The organism is Rheinheimera sp. EpRS3, from assembly GCF_001513785.1.
Taxonomy (GTDB): domain Bacteria; phylum Pseudomonadota; class Gammaproteobacteria; order Enterobacterales; family Alteromonadaceae; genus Alishewanella.
This window is the reverse complement of the sequence record NZ_LNQS01000001.1, coordinates 1,462,512-1,486,970: the sequence shown is the minus strand read 5'-3', so window position 1 is coordinate 1,486,970 and position 24,459 is coordinate 1,462,512. Positions and strand designations below refer to the sequence as shown.

The window sequence follows — 24,459 nt, the reverse complement described above, 5'->3', positions numbered from 1 at the left end:
GTATGAGATAAACCCATTCCAGAAAAAATAGACAACCATCAGAAACAAAATGTTTTTTTGAGGTACAGCCATAAAGTAAAGATCAGTGATAAATACGTTTGTTAATATTTTAATCTGTTAAGACAGGTTGATGCTGTTGGGCCAATTTAAACCAAAACACACTGCCTTGCCCGGCTGAAGTGGTAAAGCCAATTTGACCATGATGGTTTTCGATGATTTTTTTACAAATAGCCAGGCCAAGCCCGGAGCCTTCTTTTGCCCGGCTGTCAGAGGAATCTGCCTGAGAAAATTTACCAAAAATATGCTTTTGAAATTCTACAGGAATACCATTGCCAAAATCTTCAACTTCAAACCGTATATTTTGCTGCACCTCAATCAGGCGCACCATTACCACACCTTGCACAGGTGAGAACTTCACTGCATTAGAAATAAGGTTGTCAATTACCTGCCGGAGCCTTAAAGCGTCGGCCTCTACCCACAAAGGTTGCTCCGGCTCTGATGCCAGCTGCAGTTCAACCTGATACCGGCTGGCATAAGGCTGCATAGCATTAACCGCGTGCCGGGTTAGCGCGCTAATATCCAGCCGGGTGATATTCAACGTGAAGGTACCGGCGGCAAATTTTTGTAAATCCAGTAAGTCGTTAATCAATTGAGCCAGGCGTTCACTGTTGGTTTGGGCAGTTTGCAGCATGTCCTGGTAAAGCGCAGAATCGGCAGTGACCACCTTTTGTGCTATCAGCCCTATGGCGCCCCGTATCGCAGTAAGCGGTGTACGTAATTCATGGCTTACGGTGGCAATAAACTCATCTTTTAGTTTATCCAGCCGTTTCAGCTCCTGGTTGGTTTTAGCCAACTCATCCAGGCTACGCTCTAACTGCCTTGTGCGCAGCGACAGCGTAACCGAGCTCTCCTCCAGTGCGCGGGTTCGTTCAGTAACACGGGTTTCTAACACGGTTTGTGCTTTAGCTTTATTTTCTACTGCGGCCTGCAACAGACGGTTGATTTGTCGCACATGGCGTAAACGATATTGATGCATCAACCACAGCAACAGGCTTACCAGTGCCACAAGCGAATAAATCACCCAGTTTTGCTGCCACCAGTGCGGCATAACACGTAAGGTTGCCACCTTAACGGGCTCGCTGAAAACACCATGGTTATTGGACGCTTTAAGCCACAACGGATAAGTGCCCACCGGCAGGTTAGCGTAAAATGCACTATTGCGTTCATTAGTAACAACCCAGCCTTTATCAATACCCTCAAGCTGATATTGAAACTGGTTACGCTGTGGGTCCTGATAGTCCAGAGCACTGAATTCAAAGTTCATCGTATGCTGATCCGGCGACAAACTTATGATATCCCAAGGTTGCTTATGCGGTTTTGTTTGTAATAGCTGGTAGTCAATCACCAACGCTGATAGCACCGGATTTGGTATTCTCTGGTTGCTTTGCAACTGATCAGGTTTTACCACTACTAACCCGGCAATAGCACCAAATAAAATACTGCTGTCGTCGGCAAATACCGCGCTGGTATTTAACTCAGAGCTTACCATGCCATCATTGCGGTTATAGTGAATAAAATACTGCTGTCCGGCCGGCCTTAATGCCAAACCTTTCGGAGTCATAACCCATAATTGCTGTTCCTGCTGCAACACCCCCAGAATATCATTGTCCGGTAAGCTGTCTTGCGTTGTCAGCAACTGTTGTTCACCTGTTGGCAGGTTAACCAGTAATAAACCCTCACGGGTGCAAACCGCCAGTTGATCTGCATATTCACTAACACAGTGAACATCATTGTGTGGCAATATTATACCCGATGTGGCCGCTGTATTGTGTTGTGTAACGTTGTCTGTGGCTAAATCTATCTGAAACAACCCACTGTAACGTGTTGCCACCCATAGCTGCTGCGAAGAGCCAACAAACAACTTTTGTACTGCATTGCCCACCATATTATCTGACAATCGGGTTAACCAGCGTTTGGCGTGCTGAGTTTCAGGCTGCCAGGCTATAACACCCTCCCCCCACATTCCGAGATAAAATCTGCCCTTAGCATCAATATATAAATCTCTTACATTGCGGTTGACCACTTTAGCCAATTCGAATGGCTCATCGGTTTTTACCAGCTCTGCCGTGCCGTTATACCTTAACAAGCCAATATCAGAAGCAATATAAACATCCCCCTGCGCAGTTGCAGCTATGGCATTAACTCTGCTGCCTGTTCGGAAAAATTGAAAATCTCCTGTGGGCAGTTTAATACGGTATATGCCATCAGAACTGCCAAGCCAAAGCGTATCTGGTTGTTTAAAAATAGCGGTAACAGAAAATGCTTTTTGTGCGCCAAGCGCTGTGGAGAAGGCACTGATATCATCAAATGCCTTAGTGGATAAAATATTGCGAAACAAACCACTTTCCCGCGAGCCCAGCCACAACACACCTGAGCTGTCGTGCAAAATGCTGCGTATATTGACATTACCCAGCTCTGCTTTTTGTACACTATGCCCCGGCTGATGGTATGGCGACAGGCGATACAAGCCGCTGTAACTGCCTATCAGCAGATCGTTAGTTGTGGCGTCAGATGACAGTATGTTAATCAATGGCTCTGGTTCGCCACCTTGAGCTACAGACACCGGCACAAACTGTTGCTGGCGGTTAAACAAAAACAGCCCTTGCCGGCTGCCAATCCATAACTGCTGCCCAAGGGCATACACCGCTCGTATTTCATTATCCCGGCTAAAATTACCGGGTAGTGCGTTATCTGCATGATCAACTAACTGATATACCTTACTCAAACCGTCATTTTGCTGCCAGCTGTGTAAACCGGCAGAGGTACCAATCCAGATCATCCCATCGGGGGTTTGGGTTAAACTCCAAATCCGCTGATCTGCCAGTGCCTGTTCAGACCCGGCATGGCCGATATTCGTGATCTGAAACTGAGCATCTATCCGGCTTAAACCCGATGTAGTCCCCACCCAGATATTACCGCCTGCGTCTTGCAACAAGCCCTGGATCTGATTTCCGGCCAGCCCGTTTTCACTGGTATAACGGGTTAATTCTCCGGTTTGGGCATCCAGCCTTGACAGCCCCAAGCCCCAGGTGCCGGCCCAGATATTATCAGCGTGATCTATCAGTACCACACCAACATCAGGTGTTTGATGACGTTGTAATTCGGTGTCGGTGAGCACCGCAAATTCGACAAAACGGTAGCCGTCGTAACGTAGTAAACCCGAGTTAGTCGAACCCAGCCATAAGAAGCCGGTGCTGTCTTGTTTAACACTGTAGATAGTGGCATTGGGCAGGCCATCGTCAACGCCAATGCGAACATAGTGCTGTTCAGCCGATGCTCCGGTGCAATATGCCAGCAACACCAACATACAGCGCACAATGAAAACTATCCCTATTTTCTGACCGTGCAAAATGCCCCCGACACTATCTGACAATCCAAGCAGCTAATATTAAAGCAGTTAAAGTAAGCGGTACAAACTAACCATAGCATAGCAAGCCAGGCTTTACAGTACGACGCAGATTAAATGTCAGGCGCCACTTTCGCTTGGGGTTGCATTCTTTTAGAATCGTCGCCATTACCGCTGTTAATTACGTAGTTTTCGGAGAAATTCATGTCTGATGTTAAACACAGCCGCCTGCTTATTTTAGGTTCAGGCCCTGCTGGCTATACTGCTGCGGTTTATGCTGCACGCGCTAACCTTAATCCGGTTTTAATTACCGGCATGCAGCAAGGCGGCCAACTGACCACCACTACTGAAGTAGAGAACTGGCCGGGCGATGCGCATGGTTTAACCGGCCCAGCCTTGATGGACCGCATGCGTGAACATGCTGAAACCTTTAATACTGAAATTGTGTTTGATCATATTCATACAGTGAACCTGCAGCAGCGGCCTTTCACCCTTACCGGTGATAATGCCGTATACAGCTGCGATGCGCTGATTATTTGTACCGGCGCCTCAGCTAAATACCTGGGGCTGCCGTCAGAACAAGCATTCAGTGGCCGTGGTGTATCAGCCTGCGCTACCTGTGATGGTTTTTTCTACCGTAACCAGAAAGTCGCGGTAGTGGGCGGTGGTAATACCGCCGTAGAGGAAGCATTGTACCTGTCTAATATTGCTGCTGAAGTGCATTTAGTGCACCGGCGTGACAGCTTTAAAGCCGAGAAAATTCTGATCGACCGTTTAATGGCCAAAGTAAACAGCGGCAATATTGTGCTGCACACTCACTGTGAACTGGACGAAGTGCTGGGCGATGACATGGGTGTAACCGGCGTGCGGTTAACCTCAACCAAAGGCGAAGCCGATAAAGACTTGGCATTACAGGGCGTATTTATTGCCATTGGCCATAAACCCAACACCGACATTTTTGCCGGGCAATTGGAAATGAATGGTGGCTACTTAAAAGTGCAAAGCGGTACTGAGGGCAATGCCACTCAAACCAGCATTGCCGGAGTATTTGCTGCCGGTGATGTATCGGATCATATTTACCGTCAGGCCATTACGTCAGCCGGTACCGGTTGTATGGCCGCGCTGGATGCCGAGCGTTATCTGGACGCGCTGAGCAAGTAAACAGGTCGCGACTGTGACCATTTACTTACCGGAGTTATCAGCACACGATGTCAGCTTTCCTGCGCTGCATCGTGCGCTGGTCGAGCCTGACGGCTTGCTGGCAATGGGCGGTGATTTGTCTGTACCCCGCCTTATCAACGCCTACTCGCATGCTATTTTTCCCTGGTTTAGTGAAGGCGATCCACTTTTGTGGTGGAGCCCCTCTGTACGCGCTGCTTTTGCTCCAGATAGCCTTAAACTAAACCGCACACTAAGAAAACAAATTAACCGCCATCAGTTACGCTTTAGTATCAATACCGCATTTTCCCAGGTAGTAGCTCAGTGCGCGGCCCCCAGAGCACGCCAACCTGCAACCTGGATCCTGCCTCAAATGCAGCAAGCTTATCTACAATTGCACTTGCAGGGGCACGCCCACAGTATTGAAGTGTGGCAACAAGACACCTTAGTTGGCGGTTTATACGGTGTGCTGGTAGGCAGCCTGTTTTGTGGTGAATCAATGTTTAACCGTCTGCCGGATACCGCCAAACTGGCATTAGTTGCCCTGCAGCAACATTTGCAGCAGGTTGCTCCCGGCTGGATTGACTGCCAGTTACCTAATCCGTTTCTTATGCAACTGGGGGCAAAAGAGATGCCTCGCAATGACTATGTGCAACTGTTACAGCACTATCGGCTGCAATTAACGCCGCCATCTCACTGGCAAGCACGCACGATCGAATTGGACAGTACCAATGCATGAGCTACGTTTTGGCCTGACAGCACCTGCCCCCTGCAGTTATCTGGACGTACAGCAGGAGCAATTAGTATTTCTGCTACCGGAACAGCCCGTTAGCGCCGCACTTTATCAGCAATTGCTTGAACTTAATTTTCGCCGCAGCGGTGAGCAGGTTTACACACCACACTGCCCGGCCTGCCGCGCCTGTGAATCTGTACGCATCAGCCATACTGATTTTATTGCCAGCCGCAGCCAGCGCCGTTTACTTAATAAAGCGCAGCGTATCGGTTGGCAGTACAAACTTTGTACCCGTGCCAGCACAGATTATTTCCCGTTGTTTGCCGCTTATATCTGCCATAAACATGCTGATGGCACTATGTATCCACCGGCCCAGGACCAACTGGATGCCATGTTAAATTGCTCATGGTTAAAAGTACGTTATCTGGAACAATATTATCAGCAGCAATTGGTGGCGGTAACGATTGTTGATGAAACAACAGAAGCATACTCGGCGGTGTACACTTTTTTTCATCCCGATGTCAGTGCATTGTCTCCCGGTATTTTAGCCGTATTGTATTTATTGCAATGTGCAAAGCGGGATCAAAAAAATTGGTTGTATCTGGGTTATCAGATTAATGCCTGCCAGAAAATGGCCTATAAGGCCGCTTTTTTGCCACAACAACGTTTTATTCAGGGACAATGGCATTCATTTGGCTAAAAAAGCGCTTGTTGCTTTACTTATGCCGATGATTTCGGCACAATCTGCGCAGTTTTTTTATGGTTCACCCAATATTAAGAGGCAAGTACGCTGAATGGCGAAGGAAGACGTAATTGAAATGCAAGGTACCATTTTGGATACCCTGCCAAATACCATGTTCAAAGTTGAACTGGAAAACGGCCATGTCGTTATCGCTCATATCTCAGGTAAAATGCGTAAAAACTATATCCGTATTTTAACCGGCGATAAAGTAACCGTAGAATTAACACCATACGACTTAACTAAAGGCCGTATCGTGTTCCGCCAGCGCTAAGCCGGCTTTTTTGCATTATGCCAGATAACACAAACCCGGCCTCGGCCGGGTTTACTGTTTTGCTGTAAAGCGATTTGCGTTAGCGTTAATCTGCCAGTGCAGCTTCCTCTGTGGTCTGATAAACAAAGCTTAGCTGACCATCAACCAGATCTACCCGCACATCACCACCATGCAGTAAACGGCCGAACAGAATTTCGTTCGCCAGTGGCTTTTTCAGCTGCTCCTGAATAACCCGGGCCATTGGCCGCGCACCCATTGCATGGTCGTAACCTTTATCAGCCAGCCACTGCCTTGCGGCGCTGCTGAGCTCCATTGATACCTGCTTTTTATCCAGTTGTACCTGTAAGTCACAGATAAACTTATCAACAATTTGCAGAATAATGTCCGCGCCCAGATGTTGAAACCAGATAATGCCATCTAAGCGGTTTCTGAACTCCGGGCTAAAGGTCCGGTTTATTTCCGACAAGGCATCATGGCTATGGTCTTGCTGTTTAAAGCCAATCGACTTACGGATGGTTTCCTGTACCCCGGCATTGGTGGTCATTACCAGCACCACATTACGAAAATCAATTTTGCGGCCGTTATTATCGGTTAAAGTACCGTGGTCCATTACCTGCAGCAGAATATTATAAATATCACTGTGGGCTTTTTCGATTTCATCCAGCAACACCACTGAATACGGATGTTTTGACACAGCATCGGTCAGTAAACCGCCCTGCTCAAAGCCCACATAACCCGGTGGTGCACCAATTAAGCGGCTGATAGCATGGCGCTCCATGTATTCCGACATATCAAACCGCAGCAGCTCTACACCGAGCGCTTTAGCCAGCTGTTTCGTTACCTCCGTTTTACCTACCCCGGTTGGGCCGGCAAACAGGAAGTTACCTATCGGTTTTTCTTCGTTGCCAAGGCCAGAGCGTGATAAGCGGATAGCAGAAGTAAGCACTTCAATTGGCTCATTCTGGCCAAATACCACCAGTTTTAAATTACGATCTAAATTCGCCAGCACATCTTTATCTGATGCCGATACTGACTTCTCCGGAATACGCGCCATTTTAGCAATCACATGCTCAATTTCCGGCACATTGATGACTTTTTTACGCTTAGATACCGGCAATAACCGTTGGCTGGCACCGGCTTCATCTATTACATCAATAGCTTTATCCGGTAAATGCCGCTCATTAATATATTTGGCCGATAATTCAGCCGCCGCGCGGATCGCCTTTTGCGTATAGCGCACATTGTGGTGCTGCTCGTAGCGCTCCTTTAAGCCCAGCAAAATCCGGGTTGTATCTTCCACACTGGGTTCAGCCACATCAATTTTCTGGAAACGACGCACCAGCGCAGTGTCTTTCTCAAAAATACTTTTAAATTCCTGATAAGTAGTCGAGCCCATACAACGTAAACGACCACTGGACAGTAGTGGTTTAATCAGGTTGCTCGCATCCATCACACCACCTGAGGCAGCACCGGCACCGATAACGGTATGAATTTCATCAATAAATAAAATCGCGTCCTTTTCACGCTCCAGCTCTTTTAGCAAAGACTTCAGCCGTTTTTCAAAGTCGCCACGGTATTTGGTGCCTGCCAGCAAAGCGCCCATATCCAGCGAGTAAATAGTGGCGTTAGCAATGACTTCCGGCACTTCTTTGTGCACAATACGGTACGCTAGGCCTTCGGCAATAGCGGTTTTACCCACCCCGGCTTCCCCTACCAGCAGCGGGTTATTTTTCTTACGCCGGCACAATACCTGAATGGCGCGTTCAACTTCATGTTCACGGCCAATTAATGGGTCAATGTGGCCGTTTTTGGCCTGAACATTCAAATTAGCGGTAAAGTTTTCCAGATACTTACTGTCGTCGCTCAGGGTTTCGCCAGCATCTTCCTGTGTATGTTCATCATGTTGTTCTAACTTTTCAGTTTTGGTTACACCATGGGAAATAAAATTCACCACATCTAGGCGTGCAATATCAATTTTCTTCAGTAAATATACCGCTTGCGATTCCTGCTCACTAAAAATTGCCACCAGCACATTAGCACCTGTCACCTCAGCTTTGCCGGATGATTGCACATGAAACACCGCACGCTGCAGCACGCGCTGAAAACCCAACGTAGGCTGGGTATCACGATCCATTTCACCGTCGGGTAACACTGGCGTGGTTGAATCAATAAAGCTGCCCAATTCCAGCCGTAGTTTTTCAATATTTGCGCCACAAGAGCGCAGCGCGTCACCTGCGGCCGGGTTGTCAAGCAACGCCAGCAGCAAGTGTTCTACCGTCATATATTCATGACGGCGCTCACGCGCAAACCTGAAAGCCAAATTCAGAGTTAACTCAAGATCTTTATTTAACATACACCACTCCTAATCCACCTGAGTAACGACACCAGAATCATGCCAGGACTTACCTTAAGCGCGCTCCATGGTACAGAGCAGCGGGTGTTGATGCTCTTTCGCATACTGCGTCACCTGCTGCACTTTAGTTTCCGCGATTTCTGCGGTAAAAACACCACATACCCCTTTGCCTTCGTAATGTACTTTTAACATTACTTCAGTTGCCTGTTCGTACTGCATATTAAAAAAGCGGCTTAACACATCGATGACAAAATCCATCGGGGTGTAATCGTCGTTATGCAGTACTACCTTATACATCGGTGGCGGAGCCACACGTTGCCGTGTCAGTTCCTCTAAACCACCATGTTGTACGTTACCTTCTTTATTTCCGCTCATAAACTATAGCCATGCCTGCGTATTCCATCAAAGGAGCTTTGGGTTAAATATTGGTAAAATTTTGGTTTAGTTTTGCAAATAACTTGACTACATGGTCAAATTATCTACATTAGTTGTTGGGATCAACAACAATCCCGCCGTAAAGACTAAGAATACAGAATTTAGCTAACTTAGAGAAGGAAGTAAGTTGTATGGCTACCGGTAAAGTGAAATGGTTCAATAACGCCAAAGGATTTGGATTTATCCGTGAAGATGGCCGTGATGAAGATATCTTTGCTCATTATTCAACCATTAGTATGGATGGCTACCGCACGCTAAAGGCTGGACAAGACGTTGAGTTTGACTTGTCTGAAGGCCCTAAAGGCTTACACGCTGTGAATATTAAACTGCCCGGCGATCTGACAGAATAATATATTTGCTTTGCTGTAACCCAGACCAACAAAAAAGCAGGCATCATGCCTGCTTTTGCTTATCTGATCGATTATTAAACGTTAGCCAGTGCCTGATTAAAGGTGTGGCTTGGTCGCATGGCTTTAGACGCCAGTTCTGGGTTTGGCCGGTAGTAACCGCCAATATCTACTGCTTTACCCTGCGCACCATTCAGCTCAGCAACGATAGTGGCTTCTTGCTGCTGCAGTACTGTGGCCAATTTAGCAAAGCGGGCCTGTAGCTCTGTGTTAGCCGTTTGCGCGGCTAAAGCCTCTGCCCAGTACATCGCCAGATAGAAGTGGCTGCCACGGTTGTCCAGTTCACCCAGCTTACGCCGTGGTGACTTATCATTATCGAGGAACTTGGCCGTTGCTGCATCCAGCGCATCAGCCAGCACTTTAGCTTTGCTGTTACCGGTAACCTGGCTTAAATGCTCCAGTGAAGCCGCCAGCGCTAAAAACTCGCCCAGCGAATCCCAGCGTAAATAGTCTTCTTCAATAAACTGCTCAACGTGTTTCGGTGCTGAGCCGCCGGCGCCGGTTTCAAACAAGCCACCGCCATTCATTAAAGGTACTACCGATAACATCTTAGCACTGGTGCCCAGCTCTAAAATCGGGAATAAATCGGTTAAGTAATCACGCAGTACGTTACCGGTTACTGAAATAGTATCCAGCCCCTGCTTAATACGTTGTAGTGACAAACGTGTTGCTTCAACCGGTGACAGGATCTGAATATCCAGACCACTGGTATCGTGGTCTTGCAGATAAGCTTTTACCTTGGTAATCAGCTGAGCATCGTGAGCGCGGGCACTGTCTAACCAGAATACCGCCGGCGTGTTGCTTAAGCGCGCACGGTTTACCGCCAGTTTTACCCAATCGCGGATTGGCGCGTCTTTTACCTGACACATACGCCAGATATCGCCTTGCTCTACGCTGTGTTCAAACACCACGTCACCTTTGCTGTTCAGTACCTGCACTTTACCGTCGGCAGCAATTTCAAAGGTTTTATCGTGTGAACCGTACTCTTCGGCTTTTTGTGCCATCAGGCCCACGTTTGGTACAGAGCCCATGGTGCGCGGGTCAAAGGCACCGTTTTTCTTACAGAAGTCGATAGTTTCCTGATACACACCTGCGTAGCAACGATCCGGGATCATCGCTTTGGTATCTTTTAACTTGCCATCCGGGCCCCACATCTGGCCTGAACTACGGATCATTGCCGGCATAGATGCATCGATAATAATATCGCTGGGTACATGCAGGTTGGTGATGCCTTTATCTGAATTAACCATAGCCAGTGCAGGCTGTGCAGCGTAACAGGCTTTAATATCTGCCAGCACTTCGTCTTGCTTGGCCTGTGGCAGCGTGGCAACCTTGGCAAACATATCGCCGGCGCCGTTGTTAACATCAACACCCAACTCAGCAAACAGCGCAGCGTGTTTATTAAACACCGTTTTGAAGAATACCGTTACCGCATGGCCAAACATAATAGGATCAGACACTTTCATCATGGTGGCTTTTAAATGCAAGGATAACAGAACATTCTGCTGTTTAGCCGATGCAATTTCGCGCAGATAAAAGTCGCGCAGAGCATTTTTGCTCATCGTAGCAGCATCAATTACTTCAGCGGCCAGTACCGCAACTTTGTCTTTTAATACTGATACAGTGCCATCTTTGGCGATATGCTGAATTTTCAGCGTATCAGCATTGGCAAAAGTGGCTGATTTTTCGCTGCCGTAAAAATCGCCCTCTGTCATATGAGCAACATGAGATTCAGAGCCCGACGCCCAGGCGCCCATACTGTGTGGGTTTTTCCTGGCATATTGCTTAACCGACGCAGGAGCACGGCGATCAGAGTTACCTTCACGCAGTACCGGGTTTACCGCACTGCCTTTAATTTTGTCGTAGCGCGCTTTAACATCACGCTCTTGTTCAGTCTTTGCTTCAGCCGGATAATCCGGTAAGGTATAACCCTGTTGCTGTAATTCTTTAATCGCTGCTTTTAACTGTGGAATAGACGCACTGATATTCGGCAGCTTAATGATATTTGCTTCAGGCTGATTCGCCAGCTCGCCCAGCTCAGTTAAGGCGTCAGCAATGCGTTGCTCAGGTTTTAGGAAATCAGGAAAGTTGGCAATAATACGGCCCGACAGAGAAATATCACGGGTTTCTACCGCGATACCGGCCGCTGCAGAAAACGCCTGCACGATAGGCAGTAATGAATAGGTGGCAAGTGCTGGTGCTTCGTCTGTTTCAGTGTAGATAATTTTTGCAATTTCGTTTGACATGTTAGTTCCTGTAATGTGTTTGCGATCAGCTGGCTTATGCTGGCCAGTTCGCACCTTCATTCGGGCGATGTTGATGTTTTAAACGCATTTGTTGCTAAGCGGCGGTAGTATAGCAGCATGACATTGAATAAAATAGGCAGCCGGATCCTATGAATTTCAGAGACAAAAATACAGTGAAACCGTTGCGAAGCAGGCCGAATTTGCAAAATAATCCATATGCGAAAAAACGCAATACGACCAAGGTCGGACAACCGGTATTAGTACTGTTTAACAAACCCTTTGACGTACTGTGTCAGTTTACCGATAACAGCACATCTCCACGCAAAACACTGGCAGATTATATCACTGTACCTGACGTGTATGCTGCTGGCAGGCTTGACCGCGACAGCGAAGGGCTTTTGCTGCTAACTAACTGTGGCAAAACTCAGCATCAGATTAGCGACCCTAAACATAAAATGGCCAAAACCTACTGGGTGCAGCTTGAAGGTAATATCAGCGACGACGCTCTGGCACAGTTAAGCGCAGGCGTGCAGTTAAATGATGGCCCCACTTTACCCGCAACAGCGTTGCGTTTACCTGAGCCTGATGTCTGGCCACGTCAGCCACCGGTGCGTCAGCGCGCTAATATTCCTACCTGCTGGATAAGTCTGACTATTACCGAAGGCCGTAACCGTCAGGTACGGCGGATGACTGCTGCGGTAGGTTTTCCCACCTTGCGCTTAATCCGCGCACAAATTGGCGATTGGCACCTTAACCAGTTAGCACCAGGCCAATTTACCGTAATGGATCTTAAATAAGGATAGCCACCAACCCATGAGCAGAGAACTGCTACATCTTACCGTTGCTGCCATAGTGTATTTTGAGCACAAATTTTTACTGGTAGAAGAGCGCGATAAACTAACCGGACAGCGGGTACTGAACCAGCCGGCAGGCCATGTTGAGCAGGATGAAGATTTGCTTGGCGCAGTAAAACGCGAACTGTTTGAAGAAACCGGCCTGACGCTTGAACCCTCAGCCTGGTTGGGTATTTCGCAGTTAAAAGCAGCGAATGGTCATCGCTATGTGCGGCTGAATATAGTGTTTGAGCCCACTAGCCTGCCAGCACAGTACCAGCCACAAGACAGCGATATTCTGGCTCTGCACTGGTATAGTGCAACTGAACTGTTGCAGGCCGCCTTACCGCTGCGCAGCCGTTTAGTCAGCGATGCTATCAGCTTATATACACAAGGGGTACACCTGCCGCTGTCACTGATTCAACCAACGCGATAACATGCGCAGCGGATAAATTTAATGTATAATCCGCGCCTTGTTTTTCCGGCCTTCAAAAGTGCAGTGCTATGCCAGATACCCGCTCAGCTAACAGCAGTAAAAAAGTCATCGTCGGCATGTCCGGCGGCGTAGATTCTTCCGTTTCAGCCTACATGTTGCTACAACAGGGTTATCAGGTTGAAGGCCTGTTTATGAAAAACTGGGAAGAAGACGATAACGACGAATACTGTGCTGCCGCTGAAGATATGCGCGATGCACAGGCTGTTTGTGACAAATTGGGTATAGTGCTGCATAAGGTGAATTTTGCTGCAGAGTACTGGGACAATGTTTTTGAGTACTTTCTGGCTGAATATAAAGCCGGCCGCACCCCTAACCCAGACATCATGTGCAATAAAGAAATTAAATTTAAAGCATTCCTCGAGTTTGCTGCCGAAGCGCTGGGCGCAGATTATATTGCCACCGGCCACTATGTGCAGCGGCGTTATGTTGATGGCCACTGGCAGTTATTACGCGGGCTGGATAACAATAAAGATCAAAGTTATTTCCTCTACACCATTGGTGAAGAGCATGTGGCACAAACGCTGTTTCCGGTGGGCGAACTGGAAAAACCCGCCGTGCGTGCTATTGCTGAGCAGCAGGGTTTAGTTACCCATGATAAAAAAGACAGCACCGGTATTTGCTTTATCGGCGAGCGTAAATTCAAAGATTTTCTGCAGCAATACTTGCCGGCACAACCGGGCGATATCGTTTCGGTCGACGGCGACATTATTGGCCGCCATGAAGGCCTGATGTATCACACCCTCGGCCAGCGTAAAGGCCTGGGCATTGGCGGCTTGCGCGATGGCGGCGATGAACCCTGGTATGTAGTTGGCAAAAATCTGGATACCAACCAGCTAATTGTGGCTCAGGGCCATGACCATCCGGGTTTACTGTCTAAAGGTTTAATCGCTAACCAGTTGCACTGGACCGACCGTAAAGGCCCGCAGCAAGCGCTGCGTTGCACCGTAAAAACCCGCTATCGCCAGACTGATATTCCCTGCAATTTAACTCCCAATGCCGACGGCACGGTAACGGTACTGTTTGATGCAGCACAAAAAGCAGTAACGCCAGGCCAGTCGGCCGTATTTTATCTTGACGATGTTTGCCTTGGCGGCGGCATTATAGATGTGGCTCTGAACTGATATGCAATATTCTCTTTCAACACAAATTATCGCTTTGGCCGGGTTAACTCAGGCGCTGAAACTGGTGCAAACGGTCGCCCGCAGTACCACCGTAGATAAAGAGCTTCTGAGCACAATGCTACACAGCGTTGCCGTTGTCGATGCTGAAGATCCGCTGCAAATATATGGCAACCAGCCTGCCAACCTGAAAACCGGTTTACAGCTTATTGTTGACCAATTGGGCGACAAACCACAAAAAGATGTCGAGCTGACGCGCTATATTGTTGGCGTACTGGCGCTGGAGCGTAAACTGAGCAAAACACCGGCTAATCTGAAAAAGCTGGGCGATAAACTGCAGCATTTAGAGCGGCAGTTACAGCATTTCCGTATTACTGATGACAACATGCTGGCCAATCTGGCCGATATCTATTCTGACTGTATCAGCAGTTTAGGTGGCCGTATTCAGATCTATGGCCAACCCGAATTACTTAAACTACCTGCCGTACAGCACAAAGTAAGGGCGCTGTTATTAGCCGCCATCCGCTCAGCAGTATTATGGCGCCAGGCCGGTGGTAGCCGTCTTAATTTTATCTTTAAACGTCGCAAGCTGGTCGCACAAGCAAAAGACATGCTTGCGCAACTGCCCTCATCAAGCTTATAGGAGCCTGTATGCAACTGAATGCCCTAACCGCTATTTCCCCCGTTGACGGGCGCTATGGCAGCAAAACTGTAGATTTACGCAACTACTTCAGTGAGTTTGGCTTAATTAAGTATCGCGTGATGGTAGAAGTGCGCTGGTTACAGCAACTTGCCGCGACAACCCAGATTGCTGAAGTGCCAGCCTTATCTGCCGAGGCTAACCTTGTCCTGAATGACATTGTCGACAATTTCAGCTTAAGCGACGCTGAGCGGGTAAAAGAAATTGAACGCACCACCAACCACGACGTTAAAGCGGTTGAGTACCTGTTAAAAGAAAAAGTGGCCGCAAACGCTGAACTCTCTGCAATCAGTGAATTTATTCACTTTGCCTGTACCTCAGAAGATATCAACAATTTATCGCACGGCCTGATGTTAAGCGAAGCCCGTGCTAACGTATTACTACCGCAATGTGATGCGCTGTTAGAGGCCATTAAGCAGTTAGCTAATGAGCATAAAACCGTACCGATGATGGCGCGCACGCATGGCCAGCCAGCCTCCCCTACTACCATGGGTAAAGAGATGGCTAACGTTTATATGCGCTTAAAACGCCAGCGTGATCAGATTGCCAGCGTAGAAATTCTTGGCAAACTTAATGGTGCAGTGGGTAACTACAATGCGCACTTATCCGCGTACCCACAGCTTAACTGGCATCAGCTGTCAGAGCAGTTTGTCACCGGTTTAGGCTTAAGCTGGAACCCGTTTACCACCCAGATTGAACCGCATGACTATATCGCCGAGCTGTTTGACGCTGTAGCCCGCTTTAATACCATTTTGCTCGACTTTGATCGCGATGTTTGGGGTTACATTGCGCTGGGGCACTTTAAACAGCGCACTATTGCCGGTGAAATTGGCTCTTCTACCATGCCGCACAAAGTTAACCCGATCGACTTTGAAAACTCAGAGGGCAACCTGGGTATTGCAAATGCGCTGTTTAATCATTTGTCAGCTAAATTGCCGGTGTCACGCTGGCAACGTGACCTGACCGACTCTACCGTGCTGCGTAATCTGGGTATGGGTTTTGGTTATACTGTTATTGCCTATCAGGCCACGTTAAAAGGCATCAGTAAGCTGGAAGTGAACGAGGCTAACCTGCGCGCCGAGCTCGATGCTAACTGGGAATTGCTGGCCGAGCCGGTACAAACTGTTATGCGTAAATACGCTATTGAACAGCCGTATGAAAAGCTCAAAGAGTTAACCCGCGGCAAGCGCATTACCCAGGCAGACTTACATGTGTTTATTGAAAAGCTGGCATTGCCCGACCAGGTAAAAGAGCAACTTAAGCAGTTGACTCCGGCCAATTATATTGGTGCTGCGGTAGAAATAACCGACACGCTACAGTAACAGGCTAAAGGCGCTGAATTCAGCGCCTTTTTTCTCAGGAATATCAAATGTATCAATTAAATTTGGCTGAACTTGGCATCACTGAATTTCTTAATGAATACTGGCAAAAAAAACCATTGCTGATTAAAGGCGGTTTTAAACATTTTGCCGACCCGCTAACAGCAGATGAACTGGCTGGCCTGGCACTGGAAGAAGAAATTGAGTCACGCATAGTCAGCTGTATTGATAAACAATGGGATATACAAACCGGCCCATTTGAAGATTTCTCTGCTTTTGGTGAAAAAGACTGGACCTTACTGGTGCAGGCCGTTGATCACTGGCATCCACAAGCCGCTAAACTGCTGGACCCGTTTCGTTTTATCCCCAACTGGCGTATTGATGATCTGATGGTCAGCTTTTCAGCGCCAGGCGGCGGTGTCGGCCCCCATTTGGACCAGTACGATGTGTTTATTATTCAGGGCGAAGGCAAACGTCACTGGCGTGTTGGTATGCCAGATACCAGCCTGCAGCAATTGTGCCCACACCCGCGTTTACTGCAGGTTAGCCCGTTTACAGCCTGTATCGACGTTATTACAGAGCCTGGCGACATTCTGTATATTCCGCCCGGCTGCCCGCATGAGGGCATTAGCATTGAGAACAGCCTGAATTATTCAGTTGGTTTTCGCGCTCCGGCACAAAAAGATCTGCTTACCGGCCTGGCCGATCATCTGATTGATCATGATATCACGGGTAAGCGTTTCAGCGATGCAGGGCGCAGTAGTGCGCAATCGGTTGGTGTTATTACAGATGATGATCTGAGCAAAGTGCAGCAGTTATTACAACAGCTGGTAAATGATAAAACCATGCTACCGCATTGGTTTGGCAGTTTAATTACCCGAGCCAAACATGAGCTGGATTTAAACGAGCCCGACCCGCATTACGGCGCCGACGAAATTGGCGAATACCTTGACGAAGGTTCAGTATTAAGCCGTACGGGCGGGCTGCGCTGCTGTTATTATCAGCAAAACACCAATAGCGATATTCTGCTGTTTATTAACGGTGAGCAGACCATCTTGCCACCAGATGAACTGCTAACGGCACAGTTATTGTGCGATCACACTGAGCTGCAATCGGAGCACAACCTGCATTTTAACCAGTCAGCCGAGCGGCTAATGCTGCTGACCAGCTTAATTAACCAGGGCTACTGGTATTTTAGTGAGTAAATGCACTGCATATTAAAAAGCTGATAAAAAACCGCAGATAATGCGGTTTTTTATTATTCGTAAAGCAATAAATACAGTTAACTGACAGCTTCGGCCTGCCAAAGCTGATCTTCGTTGAACATATCGTAAAGGTTGTGCGCGCGGTTAATCAGCAAATTGGCAAAATCCTGCTGGGTTTTATCTGTAATACCGGCATCAATAATCTGCTGGGCTTTTAGCTGCCAATGCATGGAAAATGCTCTTACCGCATCTCTGGCGTTAGGGGCTGCAGCAAACGCCATATGATCAGTCGGCAAGTCGCCGCTTATTACCCAATATGATTGTTTATCTTTCGTATTTAATTTCCATACCGCCATATAAGGTGGCAAATAGCGGCTTTCTGATGCAGCAACGTTGTCTGGCACAATACCTTTGCTGGCTAAATACTCGTTTGCTTTTTGGAACTGCGCTCTTACCCATTCAGCGCGGGCTTGTTCAATTTGTTGCTGAGTTAACTGCTCACTCATTATACGACGTCCTGCTTTTAAATTTCTGCTACTTTAGGTGACTCGCCACCGACAATCAAGTGTTGTCATATATTGTCGACAATCGCCTGGACAGACCAGATATTTTTTTGGTTTGATTCTGGTGAAACCCAGGTTGAAATGCTACATTTCGCCGCGCAAAAATGCCGCCGGCAACGCGGCCACTAACCAGGCACAGTGGCCTGAGTATTTCAGGCTATCAATAAACGGAGAAATCAGTCGTGGCAGTATTTAATCATTCTGAATTCGATAATCATGAACAGGTTGTGTTTTGCAGCGATGCAGAAACCGGTTTAAAAGCAATTATTGCCGTGCATAGCACAGCACTTGGCCCGGCTGTAGGCGGTTGCCGCTTATGGGACTATGTATCCGACGAAGCTGCTTTGAATGATGTTCTGCGTTTATCCCGCGGTATGACATACAAAAATGCCATGGCAGGCTTACCTCTAGGTGGTGGTAAATCCGTTATTATCGGCAATGCGAAAAAAATCAAATCCGAAGCATTATTCCGTGCTTTTGGCCGTATGATCCATCGTTTATCTGGCAGCTACTACAGTGCCGAGGACGTCAATATCACTACCGGCGATATTATGATCGTCAATAAAGAAACCCCTTTTGTTGCCGGTCTGGAAGGTAAAAGCGGCAACCCCGCACCGTTTACAGCTCTGGGTACCTATCGTGGTATTAAAGCTGCGGCAAAACATCAGTTTGGTTCGGACAATTTAACCGGTAAAACTGTCGCGGTGCAGGGCCTTGGCAGTGTGGGTTTCTATCTATGTGAATACCTGCACAAAGAAGGCGCTAAATTAATTGTTACCGACATTAATCAGGATGCCGTACAGCGCGCTGTAAGCCAGTTTGGCGCTGTTGCTGTAGCTCTGGATGAGATATATGCTGCGGAGGCCGATATCTATGCTCCTTGTGCTTTGGGTGCTACAGTTAACGACGACACCATAATGCAGCTTAAAGCCCGCGTGGTTGCCGGTTGTGCCAATAATCAGTTAAAAGAAGCCCGCCACGGTGATGTGTTACGCGAAAAAGGTATTTTATATGCACCGGATTATGTGATTAACGCTGGTGGTATTATTAATGTTGCCTCTGAAATGCGGCCGCAAGGTTACAGCGTTGAAGAATCCACTGCGAAAGTAAACGCCATCTACGATACTCTGCTGAATATTTTCCAGCGTGCTGATGCTGAAAACCAAGCTACCAGCCTGGTGGCTGACTTAATGGCGCAGGAAATCATTCGTCGCAACAAGCAATAATCGCTTAACGCAATCTATCTTAAAGCCACTTTTGCAGTGGCTTTTTTATTGCGTATCAAATAACCCTGCCAACTTTAACGGCACTATAGTGCTGGCTGTCTGATAACCGGTATTAAACAGTTCCAGCTTCTGCTCTGCTGTCAGGGCAAAATCTACTGCTGAAATGCTGCCGGTATTGATCACTATCGTATTATGCCAGTATTCGGCGTGTACATACTCACGTGACACTGCGCTCATAAAGGTGCGGATCAGCATATAAATATATGATACCAGAGGGAAATAACGGCTGGTTTGCACAGGTTTGGCTTCAGCGTCACTTTTTAACCGAAAGCAAATAAGCGGCAGCCCCGAGCCAGACCAGTCATGGTGCAATGCATCTTCAGACAATATCACCCCATCGGTCATAATATGATTTTTAAACGGCTGAAACGAAAAAAACAGCGGAATAGACATAGAAAAGCGCACCGCCTTTGAAACTTTAAGGTGTGGCGTATGCAGCCGGTTAAACACCACAGGGCCACCACCGTTAATATCGGTCGCCAGCACATGTAAGTCATATGGCAAATTAGCGAAGGTTACACCTTGTAATTGTTGGTCCAACCAGGCTTCAAATTTATCACCGTTGCATAAACCACCGGTGCGCAATAATGACGTAACTGAAAAGCTCCAGAACTGCCTGAAATCAGTTTGCAATGCCAGCGCTTTTAGGCTGGCAAGGTCCCAGCCGGTAGCATAGAGCGCTGCCACAATACTACCGCCAGATACGCCAACCAGATGCCGGAAACGAAATTGCATATCCTGCAATGCCTGTAATATGCCAATATAACAACTCAACCGGGTGCCGCCCCCCGAGAAGATGGGTACTATCTCTTTGCCTGTACTGATTGGCATACAGCATCCTTTGCCTGAACATCCGCTCCTTAGTATGGGGCAAATTCTGCTGCTTGCCATATAACACTGCAGCTATTTCAACCAAATTGAGCTAGTATAGTGCCCTAACACAATAACTTAGATAGGGAATGTCTGAATGATGTATAAAGCACTATTGTGTATTGCACTGCTGTGGCATCTGGCCTTACCGGCTCAAGCTACGCTGCAGGATAGCATCAAAAAAATAAAACCCTCTGTCGTGGCTATAGGCGTGTTTAGCCCGCTGGCATCCCCCCGCGTCCGGCTGGTTGGCACGGGTTTTGTTGTAGCCGATGGCAGTAAAATAATTACTAATTACCATGTTATTGCCAAAGCACCTGATGTAAAACGCAACGAATCCTATGTTGTTTTATCCGGCCAGGCAGACAATATACAAATCCACCAGATTACCGACACTAAAACCCAAACAGTGCATGACTTAGCGGTATTGACGATTGAAGCCAAACTGCCTGCGGCAACTCTGGCTGACGCTGACTTTATCAACGAAGGCACTGAAATCGCCTTTACCGGTTTCCCTATTACCGCAGTACTGGGCTTATACCCCGCCACCCACAGAGGTATAATTTCCGCGGTAACACCCATCGCAATTCCTGCGGATCATTCTGGTCAGTTGCAAGCGTCTGCGCTGCGCCAACTGCGACAACCTTTTATGGTATATCAGTTAGATGCAACAGCTTATCCGGGCAATAGCGGCAGCCCTTTGTTTGATGCCAATACAGCTCAGGTGATCGGTATTATTAATAAGGTTTATGTAAAATCGACACGGGAAGCGGTACTGAGTGACCCAAGCGGCATCACTTATGCAATTCCGGTAAAGTTTTTGCTGCCTTTGCTAAGACAATAAACCGCTCCAAATACATTTTCAGCTTTTATGGATAGACGCAGATGGAATTACTGACAGAATTAGCGTTGGATCGGATTGGCTTTGGTTTCGCCTGCGTTGCTAACTTGTTTTTCTTTCTGTTGACACTGGCCACCCGGGTTAAAAACCTGCCACGCTCCTTGCTGCTTGCCTGGTCACTGTTTAACACAGTCTGGGCGGCCTATTACATGCTGACAGGCTTTGCCCCCTACGTTACACCGGTATCGTTACTACTGGAGCTCAGCCGAAACCTGGTGCTGCTGTTGTTTTTACTGGCAGCACTTGGCAGTGCCGAACAATCACTAAGCCTGCTGTTAAAAAAGCGCTCAGTGCAGTTGCTAATCTTAATTATCAGCTGTTGGGGGTTACTGAGCTATTTGCAGCTGATTTCGATGAACCTGATTTTTACCGGCAGCCTGGCTATCTGTGTATTACAGCTGGCACTGCTGGAAACAATGTACCGTAAAGCCGCTGCTAACCGCTGGCAATATAAACCCCTGGTGCTGGGCATAACCGTTTGCGCATTGTTTGACTTCGTTTTGCTGGCTGAGTCGGCATTATTCGGGCAGGTAGATAACCAGCTCTGGTCAGCCCGTGGTTTTGTTTACGCTGCCATAGTGCCACTGCTGATTATTTCTGTCAGACGCGTACAAGCCTGGGGCATCAATGTTTATGTGTCACGCGACATTGTGCTACAAAGTTCGCTGGTGCTTGCTGCAGGTATCTATCTGTGCCTTATCGCAGTTGCAGGCTTTTATATTCGTTATATCGGCGGCACCTGGTCAAACCTGCTGCAAACTACCTTTTTAGTGCTGGGTTTTGCTATGTTGGCCGTATTGCTGCTATCGGGCGCAGTAAGACGCAAGCTAAAAGTATTTATTGAAAAACATTTTTTTGCCAATAAGTTTGATTATCGTGTGAAATGGCTTGAACTGACACGACAACTACGGCTTGTCGATATTACCAAGTCAGATCAATACCAGACTATTTTGCAAACCTGGATAAACTCTGTCAGTTACAGCCGGGGTTGCCTGGTCAAACTGGAAGGAACTTCTGCGCTAACCACATTGGCCCGTATTAACCGCCCTGCACTGAATGACAGTGAAACTGAATTACTACAACAATATGTACAACAATTTGCCGGTAAAAACTGGATAGTCGATCTGGCAGATAAAAAAGACCCGTTTTGTCAAAAACATAACTTAAGTGACATTGATATCCAATTAATCATTCCCATCCACTCCGACAATGAACTTTGGGGTCTGTGCCTGATAAACGCACCGGATGTCGATCGCCAATTCCTCAACTGGGAGCTTCGTGACTACCTGATGCTGGTGGCAGAGCAAATATCCAGCTACCTGCAGTTAATGCAAGCCAGTCAGAAACTCAGTGAAAACGCCCAATTCGCGGCATTTAGCCGCATGTCAGCGTTTGTTGTACACGATCTAAAAAATATCAAAGCGCAAATCGATTTAATGCTGACAAACAGTATAAAGCACCGGACTAATCCTGAGTTTATTAACGACAGCTTCGATACTCTCGCCGCTATGCAGCAACGCTTACAGAATATGCTATCGCAACTGAGCAGCAAACGTGCAGAGTCCAATCAGGATACTATGGTCAATATCTCAACCGTTGTGCATGAGGTCATTACTCAGCGCTGTGCAGCCAAACAACCAGTACCTCAATACACCGTCAGCCGTGATGCTCAGTTACTGATAAACAAAGAGCGTTTTTCCAGTGTGCTTTATCACCTGATTGACAATGCCCAGCATGCTACAGCCAGCGAGGGTCAAATACTGGTCGATGTGAATTGTGACAACTCACAGCTGTATATCAGCATTCAGGATACTGGCTGCGGGATGTCCGCAGAATTTATCAGCGAGCGCTTATTTAAGCCATTTGACTCAACAAAAGGTAATGCGGGTATGGGCGTAGGCGCTTATGATGCGCTACACTTTGCCAGACAGCATAATGGCCAGTTGCAGGTAGAGAGTACAGAAGGAGTGGGAACTACCTTTACGCTTATTCTTCCTTTACACTAATCACGTTTATTGATGTAAATACAAGGACTGTTTTATGAAGACCTTATTGGTCATAGAAGATGATATTGGCATCCAGAAGCAGCTGAAATGGAGTTTACCGGATTATGAACTGGTGTTTGCTCAGGATCGCTCTTCAGCACTGACACAACTAAGGCGATATGAGCCAGAGGTTGTCACACTCGATCTTGGCTTACCTCCCGATCCGGCAAATGCGACAGAAGGCTTAGCCTGCTTAAGTGAAATACTGTCAATGCAGCCAAACTGCAAAGTTATTGTCATCACCGGCAGTAATGATAACGATCATGCGCTTAAAGCTGTCGCGCTGGGTGCTTATGACTACTATCAAAAACCGATTAATATCGATGTGTTAAATGTGATCCTGACCAGAGCTTTTAAACTTAGCCAGTTAGAAACAGAAAATCAGGCACTAAAAGCTGCCGGAGTGACAAGCAGCGATATTATTGGCAACAGTGATGCCATTATGCGCGCCTGTCGCACAGTAGAGAAAATCGCCCCGACAGAGATTACCACCTTATTGCTTGGAGAAAGTGGTACTGGTAAAGAAGTATTTGCCAGAGCGATTCACCGACAAAGTCCAAGGGTAAATAAACCTTTTGTAGCCATTAACTGCGCATCGATACCAGAAAATCTGCTGGAAAGTGAACTATTCGGCTATGAAAAAGGCGCATTTACCGGTGCTAATAAAACCACCTTAGGCAAAATTGAATGTGCTAACGGCGGGACACTGCTGCTGGATGAAATTGGCGACATGCCGTTAAGCCTGCAAGCCAAGATGCTACGCTTTTTACAGGAAAGGGTTATCGAGCGTGTTGGCGGACGCCAGGAAATAGAAGTCGATGTCAGGGTAATTTGTGCAACACACCGTAATCTGGCGGAAATGGTTGCAGCACAAAGTTTCCGCGAAGATTTATACTACCGGGTAAGCGAAATCACCCTGGCAATCCCACCGCTACGCCAGCGTGGCCACGATATTATTGTTATCGCGAAAGCTTTACTAACGAAATTCAATATAGAGTTTAACAGCCATGTACAGGGCTTTTCAGACTGTGCTATGCAAGCCATGCTGCAGCATCCGTGGCCAGGTAATATTCGTGAACTGCAAAATAAGCTTAAATCAGCCGTAATCCTGGCAGATAGCAAATTGATTACTGCTGATGATCTTGGCCTTAGTAGCAAAGAAATGGTAAAAACCAGCACACTGCGTAAAGTAAGAGAACAAGCAGAAACACAGGCAATACGCCAGGCTTACACCCTGGCGAACGGCAACTTATCTAAAACATCCGACTTATTGGGTATCACCAGACCAACACTTTATGCATTAATAGATAAGTATCGCCTGCACGATTTAAGAAATGCTGAAGCCGAAATCTGAACTGCTAAAGCTGAAATC

21 protein-coding genes are annotated in these 24,459 nt (G+C 47.4%); 15 read left to right on the top strand and 6 right to left on the bottom strand.

Features of this window, described 5'->3' with window-relative positions; translation table 11 throughout:
* Positions 1–109: 109 nt before the first annotated feature.
* Positions 110–3,367: a sensor histidine kinase gene (locus tag AR688_RS06705; protein ID WP_068230802.1), complete on the bottom strand. Its 3,258-nt coding sequence runs from the start codon at positions 3,365–3,367 to the stop codon at positions 110–112.
* 243 nt (positions 3,368–3,610) lie between these two features.
* Between AR688_RS06705 and trxB the strand changes: the two genes are divergently transcribed.
* From trxB to infA, 4 genes are all read left to right on the top strand, one after another.
* Positions 3,611–4,567, top strand: a complete 957-nt coding sequence (trxB, locus tag AR688_RS06700) for a thioredoxin-disulfide reductase (protein ID WP_068230799.1) — start codon at positions 3,611–3,613, stop codon at positions 4,565–4,567.
* A gap of 13 nt (positions 4,568–4,580) precedes the next feature.
* The gene (gene aat / locus AR688_RS06695; protein WP_068230796.1) at positions 4,581–5,303 is read left to right on the top strand and encodes a leucyl/phenylalanyl-tRNA--protein transferase; all 723 of its coding nucleotides are present in this window, start codon (positions 4,581–4,583) and stop codon (positions 5,301–5,303) included.
* The gene (locus tag AR688_RS06690) at positions 5,296–5,997 is read left to right on the top strand and encodes an arginyltransferase (RefSeq protein WP_068230794.1); all 702 of its coding nucleotides are present in this window, start codon (positions 5,296–5,298) and stop codon (positions 5,995–5,997) included. Before aat ends, AR688_RS06690 begins: the two co-directional genes overlap by 8 nt.
* 94 nt (positions 5,998–6,091) lie before the next feature.
* The gene (infA, locus tag AR688_RS06685) at positions 6,092–6,310 is read left to right on the top strand and encodes a translation initiation factor IF-1 (RefSeq protein WP_008610216.1); all 219 of its coding nucleotides are present in this window, start codon (positions 6,092–6,094) and stop codon (positions 6,308–6,310) included.
* 85 nt (positions 6,311–6,395) lie between these two features.
* Here infA and clpA read toward each other — a convergent pair whose 3' ends face one another.
* Together clpA and clpS are read right to left on the bottom strand one after the other, a co-directional pair.
* Positions 6,396–8,663, bottom strand: a complete 2,268-nt coding sequence (clpA, locus tag AR688_RS06680) for an ATP-dependent Clp protease ATP-binding subunit ClpA (protein WP_068230791.1) — start codon at positions 8,661–8,663, stop codon at positions 6,396–6,398.
* A gap of 54 nt (positions 8,664–8,717) precedes the next feature.
* Complete coding sequence (clpS, locus tag AR688_RS06675) at positions 8,718–9,038, bottom strand: ATP-dependent Clp protease adapter ClpS (protein WP_068230788.1); 321 nt, start codon at positions 9,036–9,038, stop codon at positions 8,718–8,720.
* A gap of 191 nt (positions 9,039–9,229) precedes the next feature.
* On the opposite strand from clpS, the gene cspD reads away from it, so the two are divergent.
* Positions 9,230–9,448, top strand: a complete 219-nt coding sequence (gene cspD / locus AR688_RS06670) for a cold shock domain-containing protein CspD (protein WP_068230786.1) — start codon at positions 9,230–9,232, stop codon at positions 9,446–9,448.
* Positions 9,449–9,522: 74 nt separating this feature from the next.
* Here the strand turns inward: cspD and AR688_RS06665 are convergent, their stop codons facing one another.
* The gene (locus AR688_RS06665) at positions 9,523–11,751 is read right to left on the bottom strand and encodes an NADP-dependent isocitrate dehydrogenase (protein ID WP_068230783.1); all 2,229 of its coding nucleotides are present in this window, start codon (positions 11,749–11,751) and stop codon (positions 9,523–9,525) included.
* Positions 11,752–11,951: 200 nt separating this feature from the next.
* Between AR688_RS06665 and AR688_RS06660 the strand changes: the two genes are divergently transcribed.
* The 6 genes from AR688_RS06660 to AR688_RS06635 all read left to right on the top strand — a co-directional run bounded on the left by AR688_RS06660 (position 11,952) and on the right by AR688_RS06635 (position 17,422).
* Positions 11,952–12,548 (top strand): pseudouridine synthase, encoded by a 597-nt coding sequence (locus AR688_RS06660; RefSeq protein WP_231731989.1) that lies wholly within the window; start codon positions 11,952–11,954, stop codon positions 12,546–12,548.
* A 16-nt stretch (positions 12,549–12,564) separates the two neighbouring features.
* On the top strand, positions 12,565–13,020 hold the full coding sequence (locus tag AR688_RS06655) for an NUDIX domain-containing protein (RefSeq protein WP_068230777.1): 456 nt from the start codon (positions 12,565–12,567) through the stop codon (positions 13,018–13,020).
* A 68-nt stretch (positions 13,021–13,088) separates the two neighbouring features.
* Complete coding sequence (gene mnmA / locus AR688_RS06650; RefSeq protein WP_068230775.1) at positions 13,089–14,201, top strand: tRNA 2-thiouridine(34) synthase MnmA; 1,113 nt, start codon at positions 13,089–13,091, stop codon at positions 14,199–14,201.
* 1 nt (position 14,202) lies between these two features.
* Complete coding sequence (gene hflD, locus AR688_RS06645; protein WP_068230771.1) at positions 14,203–14,841, top strand: high frequency lysogenization protein HflD; 639 nt, start codon at positions 14,203–14,205, stop codon at positions 14,839–14,841.
* A gap of 8 nt (positions 14,842–14,849) precedes the next feature.
* Entirely contained in the window at positions 14,850–16,220 is a 1,371-nt protein-coding gene (gene purB, locus AR688_RS06640) for an adenylosuccinate lyase (RefSeq protein ID WP_068230768.1), read from the top strand.
* Positions 16,221–16,267: 47 nt separating this feature from the next.
* The gene (locus AR688_RS06635; protein ID WP_068230765.1) at positions 16,268–17,422 is read left to right on the top strand and encodes a ribosomal protein uL16 3-hydroxylase; all 1,155 of its coding nucleotides are present in this window, start codon (positions 16,268–16,270) and stop codon (positions 17,420–17,422) included.
* Positions 17,423–17,499: 77 nt separating this feature from the next.
* Here the strand turns inward: AR688_RS06635 and AR688_RS06630 are convergent, their stop codons facing one another.
* Positions 17,500–17,928, bottom strand: coding sequence for a DUF4826 family protein (locus tag AR688_RS06630; RefSeq protein WP_068230762.1), 429 nt, complete (start codon positions 17,926–17,928; stop codon positions 17,500–17,502).
* Positions 17,929–18,167: 239 nt separating this feature from the next.
* On the opposite strand from AR688_RS06630, the gene AR688_RS06625 reads away from it, so the two are divergent.
* On the top strand, positions 18,168–19,211 hold the full coding sequence (locus AR688_RS06625; RefSeq protein WP_068230759.1) for a Leu/Phe/Val dehydrogenase: 1,044 nt from the start codon (positions 18,168–18,170) through the stop codon (positions 19,209–19,211).
* A gap of 45 nt (positions 19,212–19,256) precedes the next feature.
* Here the strand turns inward: AR688_RS06625 and AR688_RS06620 are convergent, their stop codons facing one another.
* Positions 19,257–20,102: a patatin-like phospholipase family protein gene (locus AR688_RS06620; RefSeq protein WP_068230757.1), complete on the bottom strand. Its 846-nt coding sequence runs from the start codon at positions 20,100–20,102 to the stop codon at positions 19,257–19,259.
* A gap of 136 nt (positions 20,103–20,238) precedes the next feature.
* On the opposite strand from AR688_RS06620, the gene AR688_RS06615 reads away from it, so the two are divergent.
* Genes AR688_RS06615 through prsR form a run of 3 tightly spaced genes read left to right on the top strand, consistent with a single transcriptional unit; the run spans position 20,239 to position 24,441 of the window.
* On the top strand, positions 20,239–20,985 hold the full coding sequence (locus AR688_RS06615; RefSeq protein ID WP_231731986.1) for a S1 family peptidase: 747 nt from the start codon (positions 20,239–20,241) through the stop codon (positions 20,983–20,985).
* A 41-nt stretch (positions 20,986–21,026) separates the two neighbouring features.
* Positions 21,027–23,048: an XrtA/PEP-CTERM system histidine kinase PrsK gene (prsK, locus tag AR688_RS06610; protein WP_068230754.1), complete on the top strand. Its 2,022-nt coding sequence runs from the start codon at positions 21,027–21,029 to the stop codon at positions 23,046–23,048.
* 34 nt (positions 23,049–23,082) lie between these two features.
* Entirely contained in the window at positions 23,083–24,441 is a 1,359-nt protein-coding gene (gene prsR / locus AR688_RS06605; protein WP_068230752.1) for a PEP-CTERM-box response regulator transcription factor, read from the top strand.
* The last annotated feature ends 18 nt before the right edge of the window (positions 24,442–24,459 follow it).